Here is a 21,440-nt window from a genome sequence, read left to right as displayed (position 1 = left end):
GTTCAACTTACTGAATCAGCAGTAAGCTTATGCAAACTGATTACTAAAGCTTTATTTTTAAGCAGGATTAGAGATCAAATTTTATAGATTAAACTTGATTTTAACGCTGCTGTTTCGCTGTAACTCAAGTTTGTGTGCTTCTATATGTTGCTTAATCAAGTTGTGCACTTCAGTGTGAGTAAAGCCAGAAGCGTAACCTTTTACAATGACGATACTGGGCAAGCTGAAAAATAAAGCACGCGCATTTTCAATCGTTGCTTGAGGGAAAATATCCAAATCAACCAACATTTGCTGAAAATATTTTTTTTCAGATTGTACGGTTTGTGATTGGGTGTCGTCCCAATAGCTTTGACGCATAGCCATTAAATTATTATGTTTGTAGCTCATATTTAGCCCAAAATAAAACTTAAAATTATCAATGGGGGTAAAAGTATAGACTTAAAGGGCTTTATATCACTAACCGATAAACACTCTTTTGAGAAAAGACATATCATTAATCGTTTCAATTTAAATCATCGTTGCTTACTTAGATCTAAGTGAAGTTTATGACTTTAAAAATGAATCCATTACACAGATGTTTGAAAAATGATTTTCTAGAATGAATAAAAACATAGTTGCATGATCAATAGGGCCAAAAACAAGGTATCATAAGCCGTTTAAAAAATTATGACCTTGGAGACGCCTTAAGTGGATCGACCGACTATTAGCCCTGAACATTTACAGGAAGCAGCTGAAAACTTAACGACAATTCGTGATTTTATTCGTTTTGGTGTTACAGCTTTACGTCAATATGATGCTCACTTAGGTCAAGGTACAGAAGATTATGTTGCTGAAAGTTCAGCACTGGTATTACAGACATTATCTCTTGATTGGAATGCAAACCCAGAGATTTTAGATTCTAAATTGCTTCCAAGTGAAATTGCAGAATTCTTGGCATTACTTGAACGTCGTATTAACGAGCGTATGCCAACGTCTTATTTACTAAACTTAGCTTATTTCTTTGGTAAGCCATTTTATGTAGATGAACGTGTTTTAATTCCGCGTTCACCAATTGTTGAATTAATTGAAAATCGTTTTGCACCTTATTGTTTAGGCGAAAATGGCGAGATGGGTGCTGCAGTGAACAATCTGCCAGAAAACCCAAATCCAAAAACACCACAACGCATTTTAGATATGTGTACAGGTTCAGGCTGTATTGCTATTGCATTAGCTTATGCATTTCCAGATGCCGAAGTGGACGCAACTGACTTATCCAAAGAGGCTCTTGAAGTTGCGCAAATTAACTGTGAACATCATAACAAACAGTACCAAGTTGCTTTGCTTGAGTCTGATTTATTTGCAAAAATTCCTGCTGAAAATCAATATGATTTGATTGTGTCAAATCCACCATATGTTGATGCTGAAGATATGGCCGATCTACCTGATGAATTCCATCATGAACCAGAAATGGCATTGGCAGCAGGTCAAGACGGCTTAGATCTAGTACGTAAAATGTTAGCGCAAGCTGCGGATTACTTAACTGAAGATGGATTGATTGTCATCGAAGTCGGCAACTCTGAATGGGCGATGCGTCAAAACTTTAATACTGTTGACTTCTACTGGTTACAGTTCCAACGTGGTGGCACAGGTATCTTTGCTTTAACTGCTGAGCAGTGCCGCAAATACCGCGATTTATTCATTCAATCTGTTCAAGCATAAGGAGTCGTTTGACATGGCAGGTAATAGTATAGGGCAACTCTTCCGTGTAACGACTTGTGGTGAATCTCATGGCGTTGGCTTAATGGCTATCGTTGATGGGGTTCCACCAGGTATTGAACTTTCTGAAGCTGATTTACAAAAAGACTTAGATCGTCGTAAGCCGGGGACGTCTAAGTTTGCAACTCAGCGTAAAGAACCAGACGAAGTTGAAATTATTTCAGGTGTTTTTGAAGGTAAAACAACTGGTACATCAATTGGTTTGTTGATTCGAAATACGGACCAAAAATCAAAAGATTATGGCAACATTGCACAAACTTTCCGTCCGGGTCATGCTGACTATACCTATACCCATAAGTATGGTTTCCGTGACTACCGAGGTGGTGGTCGTTCAAGTGCACGTGAAACTGCAATGCGTGTTGCAGCGGGTGCAATTGCTAAGAAGTTCTTATTTGAGAAATTTGGTATTGAGATTCGTGGACATGTGACTCAAATTGGAACGGAAAAAGCAGAAAAACTGGATTGGAATGAAGTACCAAACAATCCATTCTTCTGTGGTGATGCTGATGCAGTCCCACGTTTTGAAGCTTTAGTGACTTCACTTCGTGAGCAAGGTACAAGCTGTGGTGCGAAGTTAGAAATCATTGCATCAAAAGTGCCAGTAGGTTGGGGCGAGCCTGTATTTGATCGTTTAGATGCAGATATCGCCCATGCCATGATGTCAATTAACGCAGTAAAAGGCGTGGAAATTGGTGATGGTTTTGGCGTTGCAGAGCAATTCGGTCATGAAACGCGTGATGAGTTGACGACGGATGGTTTCCTTGCAAATCATGCTGGCGGTATCTTAGGCGGTATTTCAAGTGGTCAAGACATTCGTGTCGCGATTGCATTGAAACCTACTGCTTCAATTACCACGCCGGGTAAAACCATTACTATTAACCGTGAAGATACGGATGTACTGACCAAAGGTCGTCATGATCCTTGCGTTGGTGTACGTGCAACCCCGATTGCTGAGGCTATGCTGGCGATTGTGCTGATGGATCATTTTATGCGTCATCGTGCACAAAATGCTGATGTTGTTGCTCCATTTGCACCGATTGAGCCAAAATAATGTAGCGCTTTATTTTGTGTGTAAAGTCAGACTTCGGTCTGACTTTTTTATTGATGAAATTTAGTAAAAGTGAGGATGAAAAAAAGATAAATTTGAATGAAGTTTGACTTACTTTGCTCTGAGCTTTTGAAGTAGTTGTTCTTTATTGAAGTCAATTTGATCAGCATTTGTTTGTGTTGAAAGTAGATGACGTGGTTTTTCACCTAAAAAATATTTAATACGCTCAGCATTGGCACCTGACGGATGAGGTAAACCACTCAAGATTTGTTCTTGCTTTAAATAGCCTAAGTTAGATAAATAATTGAGTACCTCATCAACACCTTTACCTAAAGGAATGTATAGGGCATTTGGAAGTTTTTGAACCATTGGAATAAAATAATCATGAATATGTTGTTTTAAAAAGTCATTTTTTAGCATGGACGGTGCAGATCCAGCATAATTCTTATCATGAATGAGTATGCACTGCTGTAATACAGAACACATTTGAACCATTTCCTGATGATCAGTAAATAATTCAAAGGTGGATGAAATTCCTAGTTTTTCATTAAGACCAATATGATCGAGCAATCGAGTTAAGTTATGGCGAATTGGCCCACTAAATGCACCGCTACTTTTTGCATGATTTAAGACTTCATTTTCAGGTAAATTTAGTACTAAGGCTGATTGCATCGCTAAAAGTGCATTTCGCCATTGCTGCTGGCCTGGGCAAATTCCAACGATCACGACTTGCGCCTGAGTATTTATGGCTTCAAATGGTGCATAAAAACTTTTTATCTTTCCATTTTGTCCAACTAACAACAAATCACTTTGAGTTAACTCATCAATTGGATGTGCAGCGATGATCGAAGCGAATCGTGCGTAAAGTGTTGAATTGGGCATGGCAAAAAATATCTAAAATAATTGCTCAATCATATTCTAATTCTTAATAATGAAAATCAATAGCTTAGTCTTGAAATTAACGATATAGAACGTCTTTAAAAATAAAAATTAACAATAATTTGAAAATTAGGGCTTGAGCTTTGGTATAAAAATTGCTCATATCTAGTTAAGGCAAAATACAAATATATGCTGAATAACAAACCACAGGTGGTTGCAGGAGAGAAGCACGAGATGTGCTCGCCGAAGGAGCAAGTTCCCCCAGGAAACTCTCAGGCAAAAGGACTGTAATCATCCATAAAATCTGGAGAGAAGTAAGCAGGACTTACTCACCGAAGGGGAAGGTTAGCCACATCATGGCTCACCGAAGCTCTCAGGTACCAATGACAGATGGGGCGAGCATAGGAAATAAAATTTCCAAGGAGCCTATATGTGTCATATTGTTGTCATTGGAGCGGGTATTACAGGGGTTACGACCGCTTATGAATTAGGTTTATTGGGATATAAAGTCACAGTTGTTGATAAACATTTATATCCCGCAATGGAAACATCATTTGCCAATGGCGGGCAACTTTCAGCATGTAATGCTGAAGTCTGGAACCAAAAAGCCACTGTGCTGAAAGGCATAAAGTGGATGTCGCAAAAAACAGCACCGTTGTTACTCAACCCAAGCTTTAATTTGCATAAGTACTCATGGCTCTTTGAGTTCATGGGGCATATCAAAGATTATCGTGCCAATACGCATGAAACAGTACGTTTAGCCTTGATGGCGCGTCAACGTTTGTTTGAAATTGCAGAAAATGAAAAACTACAATTTGACCTCGAAAAGCGCGGTATTTTACATTTCTTTCATAATCAACATGATTATGAAGTTGCAACTCAAGTCAATAATATGCTCTGTGAGGGAGGGTTAGAGCGTCATCCTGTAACTTTGGCTGAAATTAGACAAATTGAACCGAGTTTGACGGGTGAATATTATGCTGGATTTTATTGTCCCGGAGATGCAACGGGAGATATTCATAAATTTACCACTCAGCTTGCTAAAGCCACAGAACGCTATGATGTAAATTATTTATGGGGCTTTGAAGTCACTGATTTTGAACATCATGATCATGGTGTAAATTTACGCTTAAAAGCAAGTAACGAAAACATGGTAGCTTCAGAAGAAACAGAAATACTCAAAGCTGATGCAGTCGTGGTCTGTGGTGGTGTTGGAAGTTATGAACTTGCCCATAAATTGGGAGATCGCGTCAATGTTTATCCAGTTAAAGGATATTCAATTACAATTAACTTAAATGATGAAGAAAGTCAGGCAAATGCACCTTGGGTGAGCTTACTTGATGAAAGTGCCAAGATTGTAACTTCACGATTAGGAGAAAATCGTTTACGTGTCGCAGGTACAGCCGAGTTTAATGGCTACAATCGCGATATACGTGCTGATCGAATTCAACCATTGATTGATTGGTCTAACCGCAATTTTAATCTTTCAACTGAGCATGTAGTGCCTTGGGCAGGACTTCGACCAATGATGCCGAATATGATGCCAGTCGTGAATGCAGGCAAACGAGAGCATATTTTTTATAATACAGGCCACGGTCATTTAGGTTGGACTTTATCTGCTGCAACGGCTGCGATGATTAGCCAACAAGTCGCACGTACACATCCAATTTAAGGCAATGTATTAAAAAGCCTCAAATATTGAGGCTTTTTAATATTTTAGAATTAATCGTATAGTCGATAAATCCCAGAAAACCGCTCACAACCTTTTTGCGTAGTTTGTACAGAAAGAAGTGCTTTGCTGTAGTTAAAGGTGTAGTTACAGTCATTTTCATTGTCTGTAATTTCAGTTTTTTGATTTGGTGTTGTGTAGGCTAGAAACGGAATCGTTTGCGTTTCTACGCGATTGTTAGGATTGCGGTAGGCAATACCTTCAATTTTGATTCGGTCTTTAGTCAACTGATGAACTTTTAGATGCACAGGCGAAGCTGCAAAATGACCATTTTCAAATTTTAGAAAATGCTGAGTTAGGCTCTGATTCATTGAGGTATAAATATTCAAATCTTCATGACGTAACTCAAACTGCTGCTTAAAACAATCTAAGTTTTTACATTGTTGAATACGGTTATACCACAGTGTTTGCGTATCGATGAGTAAACGTACTGGTGCATCAGTAATAAGTTGTGCAGTCAAAAATAAATTGTCTAGCTTTTCGCGAGGTTCGTCTAAAGCCTTAGAGCAATATTGCTTCTGTGATGCATGCTTCGGTTGTGTGCAGTCAATACTGTTCGCATGGGCCATACCTGTAAAACAGTGCCCAAATAACACAATTAAGCCGAATTTTTTGATGATATTTATATCAGTTTTCAACAGCATGATCGCTTATACTTTCACTATGTTGCGCTTGCCCACACTATAGCGAAATAGAAAGTGGGAATACAAGATTTCAATTATTATTTTCTAAAGGATTTATGCCGTGATTGCTCAAATTCGTATTGGTCAAGGAATGGATGTACATGCTTTTGACAAAGGTGACTTCGTTACTTTAGCGGGTGTACAGATCCCACATACACATGGCTTAAAAGCTCACTCAGATGGTGATGTTGTACTGCACGCATTGTGTGATGCTTTGCTAGGCGCATTAGCACTGGGTGATATTGGACAGCATTTTCCAGACACCGATGCAAAATTTAAAGGTGCTGATAGTCGTGTGTTACTCAAGCATGTCTATCAACTCATTTTAGATCGTGGTTATGTGTTGAATAACGCAGATATCACCGTGGCGTGTGAACGCCCAAAACTTGCAAAACATAACTTAGAAATGCGTCAAAGTATTGCCGATGTATTGCAAGTTGATGTTACACAAATCAGTGTGAAAGCGACTACAACAGAAAAGCTAGGGTTCACTGGACGTCAAGAAGGTATTTTATCAACAGCGACGGTTTTGATCACTCACGCAAAATGATCAGGGTGAATCAGGGCATGTTGTAAATCTTGTGTTGCTTTACGGCCTTGTAGCTGTACAGCGACAGCATGAATTAAGCCTGTCCAAGTTTCATTTGGTTCCCAAATTTGATGCAAGTGTTCTTGTGCTGTAGGCATGTCTATATCCATAAAATATTGGCGATATAGATACATTAAACTGCTGACACGGAAGTTTTTAGCACAGTGTAGCCACACAGTTTGGCCTTGAACCAAATGATCAATCATGTCTAGTACCAATAAACATTGGTCATCAGATGGTGTGTCCCAAGAAATAGGAATTTGAATATAGTTTAGCCCTAGATCCAAGCAAATACGATCTTCATTGTCGATGTGATTCGATGCATCGGTAAGCGCTAAATTGATGACTGTTGAAACACCATATTCTTTAATTGTTTGCAGTTCAGTTGGCGATGGTTGTCCTGAGGTCAATAAGTGCTCATGTATATATTGGAAGTTTTCAATATGACTTAACGTATTTTCGATTTCATTCATTAGACTTATTTCCCCTTAAAAGTAAAACGCCATCTTTAAGATGGCGTTTTAGTCACTTAGCGAGTCGGCAAGACATCTTTAAGTGCTTCATGCATCTCTAACAAGACTTTTTCAGTTGTATCCCAATCGATACAACCATCAGTCACTGATTTACCATATTCGAGGTCACACAGGTTGACAGGAATATCCTGACGACCACCTTTTAAGTGACTTTCGACCATAATACCCACGATTGACTTGTTGCCGTCAAGGATTTGTTCAGTAATGTTTTTCAACACAAGGGGTTGTAGGTACGGGTCTTTGTTTGAGTTCGCATGACTAGTATCAATCATAATTTTGCTACTTACTTTGGCTTTAGCAAGAGCAGCTTCCGCTTCAGCTACAGAGCCTGCGTCGTAATTTGGTTTACCGTTACCGCCACGAAGTACAACGTGACCATAAGGGTTCCCGCTTGTACGAATAACAGAAACTTGTCCTTGATCGCTTAAACCTAAGAAGCTGTGGCCATGTTTAACCGATTGCATCGCATTTGTTGCAACAGTTAAACCACCATCAGTTCCGTTTTTAAAACCGACAGGTGATGAAAGACCAGAAGACATTTCACGGTGAGTTTGACTTTCAGTTGTACGCGCGCCAATAGCAGACCATGAAATCAGGTCTTGGTAGTATTGTGGTGAGTTCGGGTCTAATGCTTCAGTTGCACAAGGTAAACCTTTTTCATTCAACTCAAGTAAAAGTTTACGACCAATGCGTAGACCTTTTTCAATATTGAATGAGTCGTTCATGTCAGGGTCATTAATGAGACCTTTCCAACCGACAGTAGTACGTGGTTTTTCAAAATAAACACGCATCACCACATAAATTGAATCTTTAATTTTATCACTTAACGCTTTTAAGCGATCTGCATAATCATGCGCAGCGACTGTGTCGTGAATTGAGCATGGGCCAATGACAACAAATAGACGTTTGTCATTACCATCTAAAATATTACGAACAGTTTCACGGCCTTGTAGGACTGTTTGATAGGCAGTTTCAGTCAGAGGTAACTCTTTTTTTAGTTCTGCAGGAGTAACAAGTGGCTGAATGCTTTTTACATTCACGTCATCAATGTCGTTTTGGAAAGTAGAATTAGACTGTAAAGTATTCATTGCCGTCACTGGTTTGAGTATACAAAAGGTTGTTTCGTGACCCGAATATAACATGAATGTACCACTCAAATGTTATAAAAAAGATCAATAAGTCTCTGAAAAAAAAGTGATGAATCGGGGAGTTAATTTAAACCTGAGTGTTAATTGTTGCAGGTGCAGCCAGTGTTGCAACCACTGGCTTTTCTACAGGTTTCGCTTTTACTGGATTGATAATGAAATTCATACCTAGCATAAATAGCGTGATACCCAATACTTTACGTATAACTTTTTCAGGTAAACGTGAACTAATGAGCGTACCAATGATAATGGCAGGAATAGAACCACAAAGTAACCAACCTAATAAATGAAAATCGACGTTACCTGAACTCATATGTCCTAAACCTGCAACTAAAGTTAGGAGTACAGCATGTACAACGTCTGAGCCGATAATTCGAATCATTGGTAAATTAGGGAACATTAAAACCAATGCCATAATACCGAAAGCACCTGCACCCACAGATGATAAGGTCACAAATACACCTAGAACGACACCCATAATGATAATTAGAGCGCGTTTATTTTTGGCTTGTAGATTAACGCGTTCTAAGTCAGAACTCATGTCGTCGAATTCAGATTTTTTACGGAACTTATTAAAGAATTGTTCAATATGACCACGGAAAATAATTGAGATCCCTGTCAGGGTCAGCATGAAGCCAAGCACCATTGTTAACACCGTTTTATAGTGCGTAGATTGGCTTAAATAGTTTTCAAGTACCCAGTGTGTGGCAAATGATGCAGGAATACTTCCGACAGCTAGCCAGATGACTATGGGCCAAACAATGTTCATTTTACGGGCATGGACTAAAGAACCACAAAATTTTGAAATTGCGGCATAAAGCAAGTCCGTACCAATTGCAATGTGAGGTTCAATTTTATATAGGCTAATTAATATTGGGGTCATGAGAGAGCCACCACCAACACCGGTAATGCCTACGCAGAAACCAACTACTACACCTGCAAGAATGAACTCAAAAGGACCAACCATTGTTATATGCCAAATATCAAAAAACGTGCATATGTTATGACTAATTCATATAAGTCGTTGTCTCGATTAGTGATTTGCTTGTGAAAAAAATAGATAAAGATTGTATGCAATGAATATCTTTTTATTGCTTCAGCGTTTGTATATTCTTATTTTTGTGTAATTGATAAGTCTAAATAAAGAAAATAGATAACGAAAATGAAAAACGTATAAATTTATTTTTTGAGTTTAAATTTGCTGTTTGATCAATTGATTTTAATCCTTCTTTAAAATTGGAATAAGAAAATATTTGTATGGGTTTAATCATTAAACAAATTTAAAAGCATTCGAATGCCAAGACTAAATATAAAAACACTATGGTAAAATACAGCAAAATTAAGAGGAAATGCACTTGCAAAATCGGAAGCTCAAAATAGGTATTGTGGTCGGAGAAGTTTCCGGTGACACATTGGGTGCAAAACTCATCCGTAGTTTTCGTGAGCAGGGGATAGATGCCGAATTTGAAGGCATTGGTGGTCCACAAATGATCGCTGAAGGCTTTAAAAGTTATTTTCCGATGGATATTTTATCGGTCATGGGTATTGTTGAAGTACTTAAAGACATTAAAAAACTTTTTGCGGTACGTGATGGTCTGGTTGAAACCTGGACAAAAGAGCCTATCGATGTATTTGTCGGCATTGATGCACCAGATTTTAATTTAAGACTGTCTAAAAGCCTGAAACAAAAAAATCTACCGATTAAAACCGTGCAATATGTTAGTCCTTCAGTATGGGCATGGCGTCAAGGCCGTGTGCACGGAATCAAAGCCAGTATTGATTTGGTACTGTGTCTATTTCCATTTGAAAAAGCATTTTATAAAAAATGGGACGTACCGGCAGCATTTGTCGGACATCCATTGGCAAGCCAGCTCCCTTTAGAAAATCCAATAGCTGCGGCTCAGCAAGAACTTGGTTTGGATCAAAGGACCAAGCACATTGCATTGTTACCAGGCAGTCGTCGTGGTGAAATTGAGCGATTGGGGCCATTGGTTTTGTCTGCAGCAGAGATCATTAGCAAAAAGCATCCTGAATATATCTTCTTAATTCCAGCCATTAATGATGCGCGTAAGCAACAAATCGAGGCTTTGTTACAGCAATATCCGGAAGCTTTACAAACGAAAGTCCGCATAATGGAAAATACTGACACCGAATCTAAAATTGGTCGTCAAGTGATGAATGCATCGAATATTGTTGCTTTGGCATCGGGTACAGCGACATTAGAAGCCATGTTATTACACCGTCCAATGGTAACGTTTTATAAGCTGAATTGGCTGACGTATCATGTGGTGAAATTTTTGATCAAAATTCCTTATTATTCTCTACCCAATATTATTGCGGGTAAAAAGGTCATTAGAGAATTGATTCAGCATGATGCTACACCTGAAAATTTGGCGTCTGAAATTGAAAAATTGATGAATATTGAAACTGCGCAAATTCAGTCGATGCAGCATTTGACCATGCATAAGCAATTATTGGCAGGTAACAGTGAAGATCCAGTGCAATCTATCTTGAATACATTAAATCAATAATGCGTTTGAGTTGAATGAATGTGTTCCTATTGTTTCGTTTTACATTAGATGTGGGAATTTTAATTCACTGATATTTTTTGTACTTGAAACTGCTGTCGATACTGTGTTGGTGTGAGGTCATAAAACTTTTTAAAAGTTTGGCTAAAAGCTGTTTCAGATGAATAACCAACACGATAGGCAATTTGCTGAATGGTAAGTTGGCCCATTTTTAAATGTTGTGCAGCCAGACGTAAACGGTGCTGTTGCAAATAGGCCAATGGAGTTTCGCCAACTATCTGCGTAAATAAACTCGCAAATTTTGAACGCGACATACAGCATTGTTCAGCCAGACTTTCTACCGTCCATGGCTGTTGTGGTTGTTCATGAATGGCGGCCAGTGCATTCGATAGTTCAGGGTGACTGAGTGCATGTAACCAGTTATTTGAGTCTGGCATTGCCGCAATATAATCACGTACACATTCTATAAATAAGATACTCACTAAATGATCCAAAATTTTGTCGCGGCCTGGGCGGATTTGATTCACTTCGACAGCTAAAAACTGCAAGCCGATTTGCAGCCATTCTGGTGCAGTGCTGCTCATAATATGTTGAATATGCAAAACATTCGGTAATGCATTAAACAGTGGTCGCGCCATAATGCTGTCGACATGCCCCCGAATTGCAAGCATCAACAATTCTTCAGTTGTGTCTGATTCAGACGGATTTAAATCTACAGTTTTATGTCGCTTTTCTTGAAAGAGCGGTGTGATATTGAGTGACTCAACTAAAGGATCAATTTGAATAGATCGGCATTGATGATTTTGGCCAGATGGAATTAAGCATAAATCGCCAGCTTCAAGTTGAATCTGTTCGTTGTTAAGTTGTACTAGGCACTGACCCGATATAACTACATAGGCAATCATTGCGCCATGATCTTGGAACTGAAATGACCACGCTTGTTTAGATTTTAGATAAATATATTCTGAACGGTGTAAATGAATATCATCAAAAATTTTACTTAAAGCATCCATATTTCAAATATTTACTCATCTTAATTTTATAGTAAAACATCATCTTTATGTGCTTTAAGGCCAGCATATATCCATACATGCCAAAGACGATCACATAGTTTTTTTGGACGCTTAAAACTGTTATCGCAATCCTTATTTGTTGAATATAAACACAGAAGAAGTAAATAGGGAAGATAAGAGCATGAATGCACCAGTAAAATTAAATGAACAGCAGCTTGCACAATTGGAAAAGAAAATTGGCAGTGTTTTAGATAGAAAACGCTATGGCTGGCTACTCAGTCCAGGCTTACCTGTTATTGGAATGGGGATTTTAGCCGGCTATCATTTTGGTCCAAAATCGACAAAAAAACTGTTTGCGATGGGGGGACCACTGTTGCTGCATGTGATAATTCCCGCTTTAGATGCGTTGATTGGTGATGATGCTAACAATCCAACAGATGATGATATTAAAGTCTTGGTGAATGATCCGTATTATGACCGCATTGTAAAACTCTTTATTCCACTACAAATGGCTGCGAACGCTTTCGCAGGTTTTGTAGTGACACGTAAGGATGTATCACTGATTGATCAATTGCTGCTCGGTATTTCAATGGGGGCAATAAATGGTGTTGGGGTAAATACAGCGCATGAACTCTGCCATCGTCCGCATAAAAAAGATCATTACTGGGCGCATGCGACACTAGCACCTTTGGGTTATAGCCATTTCCGGATTGAGCATCCATACGGTCATCATAAACGTGCTGCAACACCTGAAGATCCTGCATCTTCAAAAATGGGCGAAACATTTTATGAGTTTTGGCCACGTACCGTATTTGGCGGAATTAAGTCAGCGATTCGAATTGAAAAGCAGCGATTAAAACGTAAAGGTTTAAGCTTCTTTTCCAAAGAAAATGAGCTGTTTCATGGTTGGGCGATGAGTGCTGGTTTCCATGCCGCTATGCTAAAAGTGTTTGGTGTGCGGGTCACGCCATATTTAGTCACTCAAGCATTTTATGGGGTGAGCCTGTTTGAAATTATTAATTATATTGAACATTATGGTTTAAAGCGTGAGCAAAAGGCTGATGGCAGTTATGCCCGTACCATGCCTGAACACAGTTGGAACAACAATAATATTGTGACGAATTTATTTTTGTATCAATTGCAGCGTCATTCTGATCATCATGCCTATCCAACTCGACCATTTCAGGCACTACGACATTTTGATGAAGCGCCAGAATTACCAAGTGGTTATGCAACCATGTTAATTCCGGCATTAGTACCCTCACTATGGTTTAAGATGATGGATAAACGAGTTTATGATCATTATGAAGGGGATTTGGACAAAGCCAATATTTTTCCTAAACGAAGTGCAGCGATTTTAAAGAAATTTGCTTCAAGTGATGTTTAATTTAGGCTTGATTCATCATTAAATCTGACTCCACACATAAGAAATCCCGATACATTCGGGATTTTTTTAGTTAGAAATTTGAAATTGGTCTAACTCGTATGGAGCTTTCTAAATTATGAAGTTTTTAAATAAAGTCTAAGACCACCAATAACGCAAAATATGGAAGAATACTGGCGCAGAAAAGCAAATAGAATCAATTCGATCCAACATACCACCATGACCTTGAATTAATTGCCCCCAATCTTTCACACCGCGATCACGCTTAATCGCAGACATGACCAAACCACCAAAGAAACCAAAAATACAGACAATCAAACCAATAATTGTGGCCTGTATATAATTAAAAGGTGTTAGCCAAGACATTACCACGCCAAGCGCCGTTGCTAAGACAATCCCGCCAAGTAAGCCTTCAATGGTTTTAGATGGGGAAAGAACGGGTGCAACTTTGTGTTTGCCAAACAGCTTACCGCAGACATATTGCAGCACATCGGAGGCTTGCACTACCATAATCAACCAAATAGCCAACCAAATTTTTTCACCGCTGAAACCGGGCAGTTTTAAATTTAACAGTGCAGGCACATGCGAGATACAGAACACACTGATCATCAGTCCCCACTGTATTTTGGCGCTGCGCTCTAAAAAGCGCGTGGTATCTTCTTGTTTTAAAGTGGCAATTGGAATGAGTAAAAACACGTACAACGGGATAAAAATCGAATACAGCCCGTACCAATCGATATAGACCAAATAGTATTGGTAAGGAATAACAAAATAAAAAGCAATCAGCAGAGGAAAATAGTCGCCACGGCGTGTTGGCAATAGGCTAATGAATTCACGTAGGGCGAACAGCGAAATCAGTGCAAATAACACCACGAAGGCTATTTTTCCTAGCATGATGGCTGAACCTAATACCAACAACATGACCCACCATGCATTGATACGTGCATTTAAGTTGTCGATGACAGGGGCCGGAGCGTAGCCAGCTCGGAGTTTCAGGATATAACCGATCGTTGATGCAAATACCAAAATGGCGGCAAAGATACCAAACAATAAATAGGTCATTTGTGCATTACTTAAATCCATTATTGGTACTCCAATGCTTTAAGTTTCAGCAATTCAGCTTGGGCATAATGTAAAAAGTCTGCTTTACTCTGCTTTTCATCATGGATTAAAGGCTGCCCAAAAATCACCGTGGAAAGTAGTGGCAAGGGAACCAATGCACCTTTGGGCATGACGCGTTTTAAGTTTGAAATCCAGACTGGAACCACCTCTACATCAGGAAACTGAGTTTTTAAATGGTATAAGCCGCTTTTAAACTCTAATAGTTCAACATCATCATTTAGATTACGCGTGCCCTCAGGAAAGAAAATAATTGAATAACCTTCTGCCAAAACATCTTTTACAGGCTGTAAAGGGTCTTGATTATTCACTCGGTTACGTTGAATGGTCACACCGGTAAAAGTGTCCTGAATCAAAAAGCGTCGAAAACCATCCTTTAACCAATAGTCTGATGCCGCAATCGGGCGTGTTTGTCGTCTTAAATCGGTTGGCAAAGATGACCACAGTAGGATGAAATCGATATGACTGTTATGGTTAGCATAGTAAATCCGCTGTTTCATCACAGGTTTGCAGCCGACCCAAAGGCTACGTGCGCCAGTGAGCAGACGTGCACCTCGACGAGTAAGATAGGCAATGAACCGAGCCAATGAACGGCTTAAAATATTCCCTCGTTTATTGGGACGAATAATCGTGTTATCGGAATCTGGCGTGGGTAATGTTGGCATGATGTTCTTTATAGTTATCTATCGATAAAGCAAAAATATGCAAATAAAAACGGAATATTGCAAGACTAAGAGCAAAATTTGAAGCCTAAATAAAACTTTGCAAGCTTGAAGCCGAACTGACCAATCACGATTGGCTTTGGCGGGTGGCATTAGATTTAGCGCAATCAGACTCTGATCCAGTTCAGTAGTTAGCGATTCAAGTTGCACATCTTGAGATGTGCTGTTAGATGGCTGACTCAGCATTTCTAAGATATCCGCATCAAATTGAACACGAATACTGACAAAATGTTGTAGGGCGATCAGCTGCAAACAGATCAAGCAAAATAAGCTATCTAAAATAAGTGATTGGCGATGCCAAATAAGCAGTAAGAGACTGAAAATAAATGCTAGATATGCAGAGCAAAGTAATTCCTTCGAGCAATTTAGCAGCTTGGCAAGTAGTCGCATTTGCATGGTCATGGTGCTAAACCTTTAAGTTTAAGGCGATAGATATCAAGTTGTTTGATTTGAGCTTGATTTAAGACTACCCATGGACGTGCATGACGAATGATTCTGATGCAATCTTCAACAGAATGTTCGGGATAATGCTTGAGTAAAAATGCAGTGAGGACAGCGCTACTTCTAGAATAGCCCAGTGCGCAAAATACCAAAACTTCGGCATTGTGAGTCGATTTATCAATTGTTATATCAAGTCCAATTAATTCATCTAAAACAATTACTGCTTGCTTGAGCTGTGTCGCTTGCAAAGGAATTAAATCTAGGCTGAGAATCTGTTTATAATTTTGGTCATCTTGCTTCCGTGCAATAGGCATTTCAGCGCAGCAATCCAAGCAGGCTTGATAGTATTGAAGGTGTTGTTGATTTGGAATACGACCTAAATATAGATCATGCTGTTGAAAATGGATAATTTTTGAATCTTCTTGATGCGATCTTGTCCACAAACGGCTATTGAGCCACGCAAATAGAAAATAAGGCGCGTAAAGTAGCCAAGCTGCAATGGTCATTTGTCCATTACTTTGCTTCTGGAATAAATGCGGTCGATTGAAAAAGTAAGCCAATGCGACCATCAATAGACTCGATGCCGGATAAAGTAACCAAAGCCAAGCGCCTTTAGCATTGGCAAGCGCGGCTAAAAAAAATGCACCGAGTAGATATAAGCCACCAATTTTCAGATGTTTAAGCGTTAGGCGGCTAGTTAGATTTTTTGCCCAAGGTGATTGAACTTGTAGAGGAAATAACCATAAACACAGTGCACCTACGAGAATGCCTGTTGGGATATCAATAAAATGATGCTGCCAAGTGGTCAGCACGGATAGACCAATTAAAAATGCCCAAGCATCGACGAGAAATTTTAATTTTCCTTGGCTATGACGACGGTAAAACTCCCACAAAATCACCAACAGAACAATGTGTAAAGACGGGGCTTGATTAAATGGTTTATCGAAGCCCATTAATACATCAAACCACAATCCAAAAAATCCGCTGAGTTCCGGACGTTCAAAACTAAATTTGAGCGGGAACAGCAAAAAGCAGGTAATAGAAATAATCTGTGCAGTAAATAGCCTAAGTACATGCTGTTTTAACTCAAAACGATTCCAACACAGCAGTAAAGATAAGCCATAAAATAAATCAATCGACCAATAAGGCACGATACTCCATGGCCAAAGCGGGATGTATTTCTCCCAAGCAAAAACGATGGATGGGACTTGAGACAGTCCAGATGTGTATTGATTTGCAAAGCCATAGCTAAGAAAAAAGAATGGCGCAAGCACCGCTAGGCAGAGTAGACCGAGCTTCCATGTGCCATCTTGTTTGTTTGAATCTAGCATGCTGTTCACCCATTTAGATTTTTTGAGCGACTGAAACGGTGAAAATACCAAATTCATCAATAACTTGATCGATTTTTTTAAATCCAGCTTGTTCGACTAAGGCATCCATTTCTGCTTGAGAGCGAAGACGCATCACCCAAGCATCTCCTTTGCGATGTGAGGTCAGCGCACGAGCAATAAACTCTTGTTGCGGATGCCAAATTTGTCCTGTGTAGATCAAGTAGCCTTGTGATTCGATCGCTTGACTAAGACCTGTTAGGGATTTGCGTAGTAGATCGTTATCACTAAATAATTCATAAAGTCCTGATACCACGGCAAGGGTAGGTTTGGGTTCTACACTGGCAAGCGAAGCAGTATCAAAAGCGTCGGCTTGGACAAATTGGGCAAGATCAGCGAGACCACGCTGCTCAATCATTTTCTGTCCCGCTTCTACATTTAGGTTGCTGTAATCGCGCAGCAAAATGGAGTCAGGTTGCTGCGGAAGCTGTTGAACGGCATCCAATATATAGCGACCATGACCCGCAGCAATGTCCATAATTCTGACAGCTTGATGATCTTGAATGATCTGATTGGCATATTTTTTCAGCATGGCTTCAATATTTTGCTTACGTACACGAATACCACGCCAGCCAATGGCATTTAAATATTGGCGATCAATCAACTTGCCAATGGGATTGGAACTCTCAGTCCGGTTGCGATAAACAAAGTCGAGTGTACTGCCAGAGTCATAGCCTGTATCTTCCCCAATTTTTAAGCCACTGGAAAACATGCTGCCAATTTTTAGATTTTGCTTGGTTAGATTCCAAAAGGCGTGTTTAAGCGAGTTTTTAGGAAGTGTAGAACTCAAAGTTTCGGCAACGGCGCAACTTGAGCCAATTTTATCGGCATTTAAGACATTCGGTGCTGCATAGTTTTGTGCAAAGCATTGCAGAATAAAACGTCGAATTTTATCAGTTGCAATCTGACGTTGCTTTTCGCCTAAAGTATCGTGGTAAAAGCCATCCAACACATGAAACTCTTTTAATGGATGTGGCAGTTTTGCATAAAATTCACGTTGAGGTTTTTGCTGAACCACGAAGTCTGAGCCTGAACAAAGAATTTGCGTTGGCACAAAAATATGTTGTGCATCTTGAACAATCCGTTCTGACGCTGCATACAGACCAAGTAACATTCTGACTGAAATGGCGCGGGCAATTTGAGGGTCGGTGTCATAACTTTTTGCACGCTCTTGATCGTGCGTGAGCATTTTTGCTTTGACATAACTGTTAATAAAAAAGTTACCGCGTACTTTACTGAGTAAATTTAGACCTGGTTTTGCAAAGGGCACATATAATTTAATATCAAAGGCAGGTGAGGCTAAACACAGCGCACGAATTTTAGGTGCATAGTCATGTACCCATGTTGCAGCTAGAACCGCACCGACACTCTGAGCAACTATGGCAATGTTTTCTGGCTGGATGTTGTACTCCGCCTGTAAATGTTGGACGAAATATTGGATATCGTGTACACATGCAGAAAAACTCGGTGCATCTCCTCGTTCACCCGGAGATTGACCATGACCACGGGCATCCCAGGCAAAAAAATCAAACTCGTTTAAACCCAGTTCTTCAACCAAATGTGCCATTCGTCCTGAATGCTCATGCCCACGGTGAAACAAAATCACGGCTTTTTTCTTACGATTACGTTTTGGTTCTGCATTTTCCCAACGCTGATAAAAAAGAGCAGTGCCGTCGTGGCTAATAAACGTATGTTGTGTGTTGTTATACATGGTTAATTCTCTTATAAAATTCAAATTTCTTGGTTTTAAAAAATTAAAGCTAAAAATCGCAGCTCAAAAGTGCGTGGTTAAAATGATTTATTCAGGTATATGGATACTGTTTTTAATACGGTTAAAAATGGTCACTGCAAGCAGTAAAATAATTATGATTAAAATGCCATTACAGATCTGAGACAGCAAGCTCAGACCAAAATCAAAAATTGAATATGCTGCTATAACAATGCAAATTAGGCTAAAGGCCAAGGCACGATCACTTTTACCCATTGGGCCATCATAACGGCGTTCTGCTCCAATGAGGGGTGCCATGACCCCTGTATATTCAGACAAAATAGAAAGAAAAGAGGCAAGTATCAGTAGCTCAGCTTGAATAAATGCAAAACAAATCAAACTGAAATATAAAGCAGTGTCAGAGATGACATCGCATAGTTCATTGTAAAAAGCACCAAGTTTAGATTGCTGATTAAATTCACGAGCCAACATGCCATCAATTGCATTAAAAGCCATCCGAATAAGCATCCAAAGGGGAAAGATCAACAATAAAAGCCCGATGCCATGTTTAGAAAAATAAATATAAATGAAACTTGCAACAGCTAAAGAAATAAACATAGCAAGCAAAGTGATTTGATTTGCGCTAATACCTATTGTGTAAAGAGATTTAACTAGAGGCCGAAGTAAGTTTTGAAAGGCGGGTTTAAGTTGATAAATCGAAGGCATATTATTGTTGTAGCATTATGTTTTGCATAAATTTTATACGCTAGTTGGTTTTGCTTACAAGCAAATCAATGTTAAAGATTGTCAACATAAGTCTTAAGGTCGTAGGAAATGTATTAGTGTCGAATTTTGATTGCTGAAAGGCATATAATAAATACAGCCGTAAAGTAGTAATGGAAAAACGAAAAAGTAATGACTCCTGCAACTAAACTTTTAAAATCCAACAAAATAGATTTTTCAATTCATGAATATGAACATGACCCAGATGCCAAAAGTTTTGGCTTAGAAGCAGCTGAAAAACTTGGCTTAAGTGTTGATGTTGTGTTTAAAACCTTAATGGTTACCGATAATAAAAATTATTTTGTCGCCGTTTTACCGGTTGAATATCAACTAAACTTGAAAAAGGTCGCTTCAGCGTTTGGCTGCAAAAAATTAAAAATGGCTGATCCTAAAGATGCAGAGCGTTTAACTGGATATCTGGTGGGTGGGATTAGTCCTGTTGGTCAGAAAAAACGCTTAAAAACAGTCATTGATGCTTCGGCAGCACAGCTCGATAAAATCTATGTCAGTGGTGGTAAACGTGGCCTGGATATTGGCTTAAAACCACAAGATTTAGCTAAAGTGTTAAGCGCACAATTTGCCGATGTTTTAGATGCTTAAGTCATAGGCCTAAATATCTAAAACATCGCTGTTTGAAGAAATAAATTAAATGAGCCTTTATTTAGAAGCGTAAAGGCTGTTTTATTTGCCAGTATATTACGAGTAGCCGATGACAACTGGGCTTATCAAAAAATGAATTGTGTTCTGTAATACAATGCCGCCACGTTTAAATTATTCAAAAAATAAGAGCTAAGCCAGCTTACAAAATAGGGGTGGCTTAAGCCACATCGATTGGTTATAACGTAGCCACTAAAAATGGATAACAAAAATAATGGATCGTAATAACAAGCTGTTTATTGCCGCTAGTTTAGCCAATGGTGCAAGTTTTTCTATGATACTTCCTTTGCTCGCACCTTTAATTCGAGAGCTCAAACTATCCGAATTACAAGGTGGTGCAATGGTGTCTATTGGTGCATTACTGATGGCAATTTCTGCGTTATACATTTCTAAAAAGCAAAACAAATTTTCAATTTATCAATTACTCAGCATTGGATTGGTGGGTATGGCGATCACTTGGGGGCTTTTTGCTGTGGTATTGAATTACGGATTAAGTGCTCAAGTAAGTCTAGTGGTCTTGTTTAGTTTGCTCATGTTTGCGCGTGCAGCAACTGGTGTATTTATGGCGATGCCACAAATTGCCTTACAAAGTTATGTCATGACGACCAATAACAACGAACAACAACGTTCGCAGGCTATGGCTAAATTCGGCGCATTAAACAGTGTCGGTGTCATTGTAGGACCATTACTGACGACCTTATTATTAGGTCTTGGTGGTATGATGACGCCGCTATGGGGTGCAATTATTATATTAAGTCTGATTTCAGGCATCGTTATTATAGCTTTTGAACCGCAAACTTTAACTTTTCAAAAGTCAGAAATTATTAATAATGAGTCTGTATCTAAAACTGCATCCAATTTTGGTATTAAACAATGCTATGCATGGTTGATACTAGGCTTTAGCTTGTACCTTGCCATTGTTACTGTCAATTTGACTGCTGGCTTTTATATTCAAGATCGTTTTGATATGAATGCAGCACAAGGTGCAGTGCATTTTGCAGAATGTTCGTTGATTGTTGGAATTTCGTTAGTACTTATGCAGACTCTGCTTGCAAAGTATTTAAGATGGTCAGTCTATCGCTTGCTTTGGGTAGGGCTGACGAATATGGTTTTGGCGCTAAGCATCTCATCTTTTACTGCTAATCTAAGCATCTTCCAAGCAACCTATGTGTTGTATGGAATTTCAGTCGCATGTTTAATTCCTGCCTTGGTGGTGTTTCAAAAAGTATGCTGGCATTAAACGAATCCATTATTGATATAAAAGAACACTAAATCAAAGGCTTTGAAATGATTTTCAAGCTTTTTGGAGAAGTTGCAGCTTCTCCTAAAGCCTCGC

The 21,440-nt window shown here is 39.1% G+C and carries 21 protein-coding genes, 1 pseudogene and 1 riboswitch; of the genes and pseudogenes, 8 read left to right on the top strand and 14 right to left on the bottom strand.

The annotated features are described in order from the left end of the window. Positions 1 to 81: 81 nt before the first annotated feature. Positions 82 to 387, bottom strand: a complete 306-nt coding sequence (locus FTV09_RS12210; RefSeq protein ID WP_067766359.1) for a hypothetical protein — start codon at positions 385 to 387, stop codon at positions 82 to 84. A 300-nt stretch (positions 388 to 687) separates the two neighbouring features. On the opposite strand from FTV09_RS12210, the gene prmB reads away from it, so the two are divergent. Together prmB and aroC are read left to right on the top strand one after the other, a co-directional pair. Beyond that, positions 688 to 1,698 carry a 50S ribosomal protein L3 N(5)-glutamine methyltransferase gene (gene prmB / locus FTV09_RS12205; RefSeq protein ID WP_067766362.1) on the top strand — a complete coding sequence of 337 codons (1,011 nt, stop codon included), beginning with the start codon at positions 688 to 690 and terminating at the stop codon, positions 1,696 to 1,698. A 13-nt stretch (positions 1,699 to 1,711) separates the two neighbouring features. Continuing rightward, entirely contained in the window at positions 1,712 to 2,806 is a 1,095-nt protein-coding gene (aroC, locus tag FTV09_RS12200) for a chorismate synthase (RefSeq protein WP_180058476.1), read from the top strand. A gap of 108 nt (positions 2,807 to 2,914) precedes the next feature. Here aroC and FTV09_RS12195 read toward each other — a convergent pair whose 3' ends face one another. Then, positions 2,915 to 3,685, bottom strand: a complete 771-nt coding sequence (locus FTV09_RS12195) for a hypothetical protein (protein ID WP_180058475.1) — start codon at positions 3,683 to 3,685, stop codon at positions 2,915 to 2,917. Positions 3,686 to 3,889: 204 nt separating this feature from the next. Further along, positions 3,890 to 3,980: riboswitch (glycine riboswitch) on the top strand. A gap of 132 nt (positions 3,981 to 4,112) precedes the next feature. Here FTV09_RS12195 and FTV09_RS12190 point away from each other — a divergent pair. Then, positions 4,113 to 5,354, top strand: coding sequence for a D-amino acid dehydrogenase (locus FTV09_RS12190; RefSeq protein WP_067766371.1), 1,242 nt, complete (start codon positions 4,113 to 4,115; stop codon positions 5,352 to 5,354). A gap of 50 nt (positions 5,355 to 5,404) precedes the next feature. On the opposite strand, the gene FTV09_RS12185 is transcribed toward FTV09_RS12190, so the two are convergent. Then, the gene (locus tag FTV09_RS12185; protein WP_180058474.1) at positions 5,405 to 6,055 is read right to left on the bottom strand and encodes a hypothetical protein; all 651 of its coding nucleotides are present in this window, start codon (positions 6,053 to 6,055) and stop codon (positions 5,405 to 5,407) included. A 100-nt stretch (positions 6,056 to 6,155) separates the two neighbouring features. Here FTV09_RS12185 and ispF point away from each other — a divergent pair, with 100 nt between their 5' ends. Continuing rightward, positions 6,156 to 6,644, top strand: coding sequence for a 2-C-methyl-D-erythritol 2,4-cyclodiphosphate synthase (ispF, locus tag FTV09_RS12180; protein WP_067766380.1), 489 nt, complete (start codon positions 6,156 to 6,158; stop codon positions 6,642 to 6,644). On the opposite strand, the gene FTV09_RS12175 is transcribed toward ispF, so the two are convergent. The 3 genes from FTV09_RS12175 to FTV09_RS12165 form a co-directional block, all read right to left on the bottom strand. Continuing rightward, positions 6,632 to 7,156, bottom strand: a complete 525-nt coding sequence (locus FTV09_RS12175; RefSeq protein ID WP_067766383.1) for a protein tyrosine phosphatase family protein — start codon at positions 7,154 to 7,156, stop codon at positions 6,632 to 6,634. The two genes, ispF and FTV09_RS12175, sit on opposite strands and share 13 nt — an antisense overlap. Before the next feature lie 56 nt (positions 7,157 to 7,212). Next, a complete protein-coding gene (locus tag FTV09_RS12170; protein WP_067766981.1) occupies positions 7,213 to 8,304 on the bottom strand; it encodes a 3-deoxy-7-phosphoheptulonate synthase in 1,092 nt (363 codons plus the stop codon). A gap of 127 nt (positions 8,305 to 8,431) precedes the next feature. Continuing rightward, entirely contained in the window at positions 8,432 to 9,328 is an 897-nt protein-coding gene (locus tag FTV09_RS12165; protein ID WP_180058473.1) for a sulfite exporter TauE/SafE family protein, read from the bottom strand. Between the two features lie 388 nt (positions 9,329 to 9,716). Here FTV09_RS12165 and lpxB point away from each other — a divergent pair, with 388 nt between their 5' ends. Next, positions 9,717 to 10,892, top strand: a complete 1,176-nt coding sequence (lpxB, locus tag FTV09_RS12160; RefSeq protein ID WP_180058472.1) for a lipid-A-disaccharide synthase — start codon at positions 9,717 to 9,719, stop codon at positions 10,890 to 10,892. A 59-nt stretch (positions 10,893 to 10,951) separates the two neighbouring features. Here the strand turns inward: lpxB and FTV09_RS12155 are convergent, their stop codons facing one another. Next, positions 10,952 to 11,902 (bottom strand): AraC family transcriptional regulator, encoded by a 951-nt coding sequence (locus FTV09_RS12155; protein ID WP_180058471.1) that lies wholly within the window; start codon positions 11,900 to 11,902, stop codon positions 10,952 to 10,954. A gap of 181 nt (positions 11,903 to 12,083) precedes the next feature. On the opposite strand from FTV09_RS12155, the gene FTV09_RS12150 reads away from it, so the two are divergent. Beyond that, positions 12,084 to 13,289: an alkane 1-monooxygenase gene (locus tag FTV09_RS12150; protein WP_180058470.1), complete on the top strand. Its 1,206-nt coding sequence runs from the start codon at positions 12,084 to 12,086 to the stop codon at positions 13,287 to 13,289. Between the two features lie 135 nt (positions 13,290 to 13,424). Here FTV09_RS12150 and FTV09_RS12145 read toward each other — a convergent pair whose 3' ends face one another. The 6 genes from FTV09_RS12145 to FTV09_RS12120 form a co-directional block, all read right to left on the bottom strand. After that, positions 13,425 to 14,369, bottom strand: coding sequence for a phosphatidate cytidylyltransferase (locus tag FTV09_RS12145; RefSeq protein ID WP_180058469.1), 945 nt, complete (start codon positions 14,367 to 14,369; stop codon positions 13,425 to 13,427). After that, positions 14,369 to 15,070, bottom strand: a complete 702-nt coding sequence (locus tag FTV09_RS12140) for a 1-acyl-sn-glycerol-3-phosphate acyltransferase (protein WP_180058468.1) — start codon at positions 15,068 to 15,070, stop codon at positions 14,369 to 14,371. Before FTV09_RS12140 ends, FTV09_RS12145 begins: the two co-directional genes overlap by 1 nt. A gap of 18 nt (positions 15,071 to 15,088) precedes the next feature. Beyond that, on the bottom strand, positions 15,089 to 15,529 hold the full coding sequence (locus tag FTV09_RS12135) for a hypothetical protein (RefSeq protein ID WP_180058467.1): 441 nt from the start codon (positions 15,527 to 15,529) through the stop codon (positions 15,089 to 15,091). Beyond that, positions 15,526 to 16,899 (bottom strand): phosphatase PAP2/dual specificity phosphatase family protein, encoded by a 1,374-nt coding sequence (locus FTV09_RS12130; RefSeq protein ID WP_257222891.1) that lies wholly within the window; start codon positions 16,897 to 16,899, stop codon positions 15,526 to 15,528. The genes FTV09_RS12135 and FTV09_RS12130 overlap by 4 nt, the downstream gene beginning before the upstream one ends. Positions 16,900 to 16,912: 13 nt before the next feature. Then, positions 16,913 to 18,667: a bifunctional alpha/beta hydrolase/class I SAM-dependent methyltransferase gene (locus FTV09_RS12125; RefSeq protein WP_180058465.1), complete on the bottom strand. Its 1,755-nt coding sequence runs from the start codon at positions 18,665 to 18,667 to the stop codon at positions 16,913 to 16,915. A gap of 87 nt (positions 18,668 to 18,754) precedes the next feature. Then, on the bottom strand, positions 18,755 to 19,390 hold the full coding sequence (locus FTV09_RS12120) for a CDP-alcohol phosphatidyltransferase family protein (RefSeq protein WP_180058464.1): 636 nt from the start codon (positions 19,388 to 19,390) through the stop codon (positions 18,755 to 18,757). A 189-nt stretch (positions 19,391 to 19,579) separates the two neighbouring features. Between FTV09_RS12120 and ybaK the strand changes: the two genes are divergently transcribed. Next, entirely contained in the window at positions 19,580 to 20,047 is a 468-nt protein-coding gene (gene ybaK, locus FTV09_RS12115) for a Cys-tRNA(Pro) deacylase (protein WP_180058463.1), read from the top strand. 271 nt (positions 20,048 to 20,318) lie between these two features. Next, a complete protein-coding gene (locus FTV09_RS12110) occupies positions 20,319 to 21,344 on the top strand; it encodes an MFS transporter (protein ID WP_180058462.1) in 1,026 nt (341 codons plus the stop codon). On the opposite strand, the pseudogene FTV09_RS12105 reads toward FTV09_RS12110, so the two are convergent. Continuing rightward, positions 21,341 to 21,440: pseudogene (locus FTV09_RS12105) on the bottom strand (IS1 family transposase); the annotation flags it as partial. The gene FTV09_RS12110 and the pseudogene FTV09_RS12105 sit on opposite strands and share 4 nt — an antisense overlap.

This window comes from Acinetobacter sp. YH12227 (assembly GCF_013417785.1).
Classification (GTDB): Bacteria; Pseudomonadota; Gammaproteobacteria; order Pseudomonadales; family Moraxellaceae; genus Acinetobacter; species Acinetobacter gandensis.
Note: the sequence above shows the minus strand (reverse complement) of the source record. Positions and strands in the feature narration are given on the sequence as shown.

What these genes read in the sequence shown, in the direction of transcription:
- FTV09_RS12140 (WP_180058468.1), bottom strand. Translation starts at nt 15,070, where the DNA reads ATGCCAACATTACCCACGCCAGATTCCGATAACACGATTATTCGTCCC.
- FTV09_RS12170 (WP_067766981.1), bottom strand. Translation starts at nt 8,304, where the DNA reads ATGAATACTTTACAGTCTAATTCTACTTTCCAAAACGACATTGATGAC.
- FTV09_RS12120 (WP_180058464.1), bottom strand. Translation starts at nt 19,390, where the DNA reads ATGCCTTCGATTTATCAACTTAAACCCGCCTTTCAAAACTTACTTCGG.
- FTV09_RS12125 (WP_180058465.1), bottom strand. Translation starts at nt 18,667, where the DNA reads ATGTATAACAACACACAACATACGTTTATTAGCCACGACGGCACTGCT.
- ybaK (WP_180058463.1), top strand. Translation starts at nt 19,580, where the DNA reads ATGACTCCTGCAACTAAACTTTTAAAATCCAACAAAATAGATTTTTCA.
- FTV09_RS12110 (WP_180058462.1), top strand. Translation starts at nt 20,319, where the DNA reads ATGGATCGTAATAACAAGCTGTTTATTGCCGCTAGTTTAGCCAATGGT.
- FTV09_RS12190 (WP_067766371.1), top strand. Translation starts at nt 4,113, where the DNA reads ATGTGTCATATTGTTGTCATTGGAGCGGGTATTACAGGGGTTACGACC.
- FTV09_RS12175 (WP_067766383.1), bottom strand. Translation starts at nt 7,156, where the DNA reads ATGAATGAAATCGAAAATACGTTAAGTCATATTGAAAACTTCCAATAT.
- FTV09_RS12155 (WP_180058471.1), bottom strand. Translation starts at nt 11,902, where the DNA reads ATGGATGCTTTAAGTAAAATTTTTGATGATATTCATTTACACCGTTCA.
- FTV09_RS12130 (WP_257222891.1), bottom strand. Translation starts at nt 16,899, where the DNA reads ATGCTAGATTCAAACAAACAAGATGGCACATGGAAGCTCGGTCTACTC.
- FTV09_RS12210 (WP_067766359.1), bottom strand. Translation starts at nt 387, where the DNA reads ATGAGCTACAAACATAATAATTTAATGGCTATGCGTCAAAGCTATTGG.
- FTV09_RS12135 (WP_180058467.1), bottom strand. Translation starts at nt 15,529, where the DNA reads ATGACCATGCAAATGCGACTACTTGCCAAGCTGCTAAATTGCTCGAAG.
- FTV09_RS12150 (WP_180058470.1), top strand. Translation starts at nt 12,084, where the DNA reads ATGAATGCACCAGTAAAATTAAATGAACAGCAGCTTGCACAATTGGAA.
- FTV09_RS12195 (WP_180058475.1), bottom strand. Translation starts at nt 3,685, where the DNA reads ATGCCCAATTCAACACTTTACGCACGATTCGCTTCGATCATCGCTGCA.
- FTV09_RS12185 (WP_180058474.1), bottom strand. Translation starts at nt 6,055, where the DNA reads ATGCTGTTGAAAACTGATATAAATATCATCAAAAAATTCGGCTTAATT.
- FTV09_RS12165 (WP_180058473.1), bottom strand. Translation starts at nt 9,328, where the DNA reads ATGGTTGGTCCTTTTGAGTTCATTCTTGCAGGTGTAGTAGTTGGTTTC.
- FTV09_RS12145 (WP_180058469.1), bottom strand. Translation starts at nt 14,369, where the DNA reads ATGGATTTAAGTAATGCACAAATGACCTATTTATTGTTTGGTATCTTT.
- aroC (WP_180058476.1), top strand. Translation starts at nt 1,712, where the DNA reads ATGGCAGGTAATAGTATAGGGCAACTCTTCCGTGTAACGACTTGTGGT.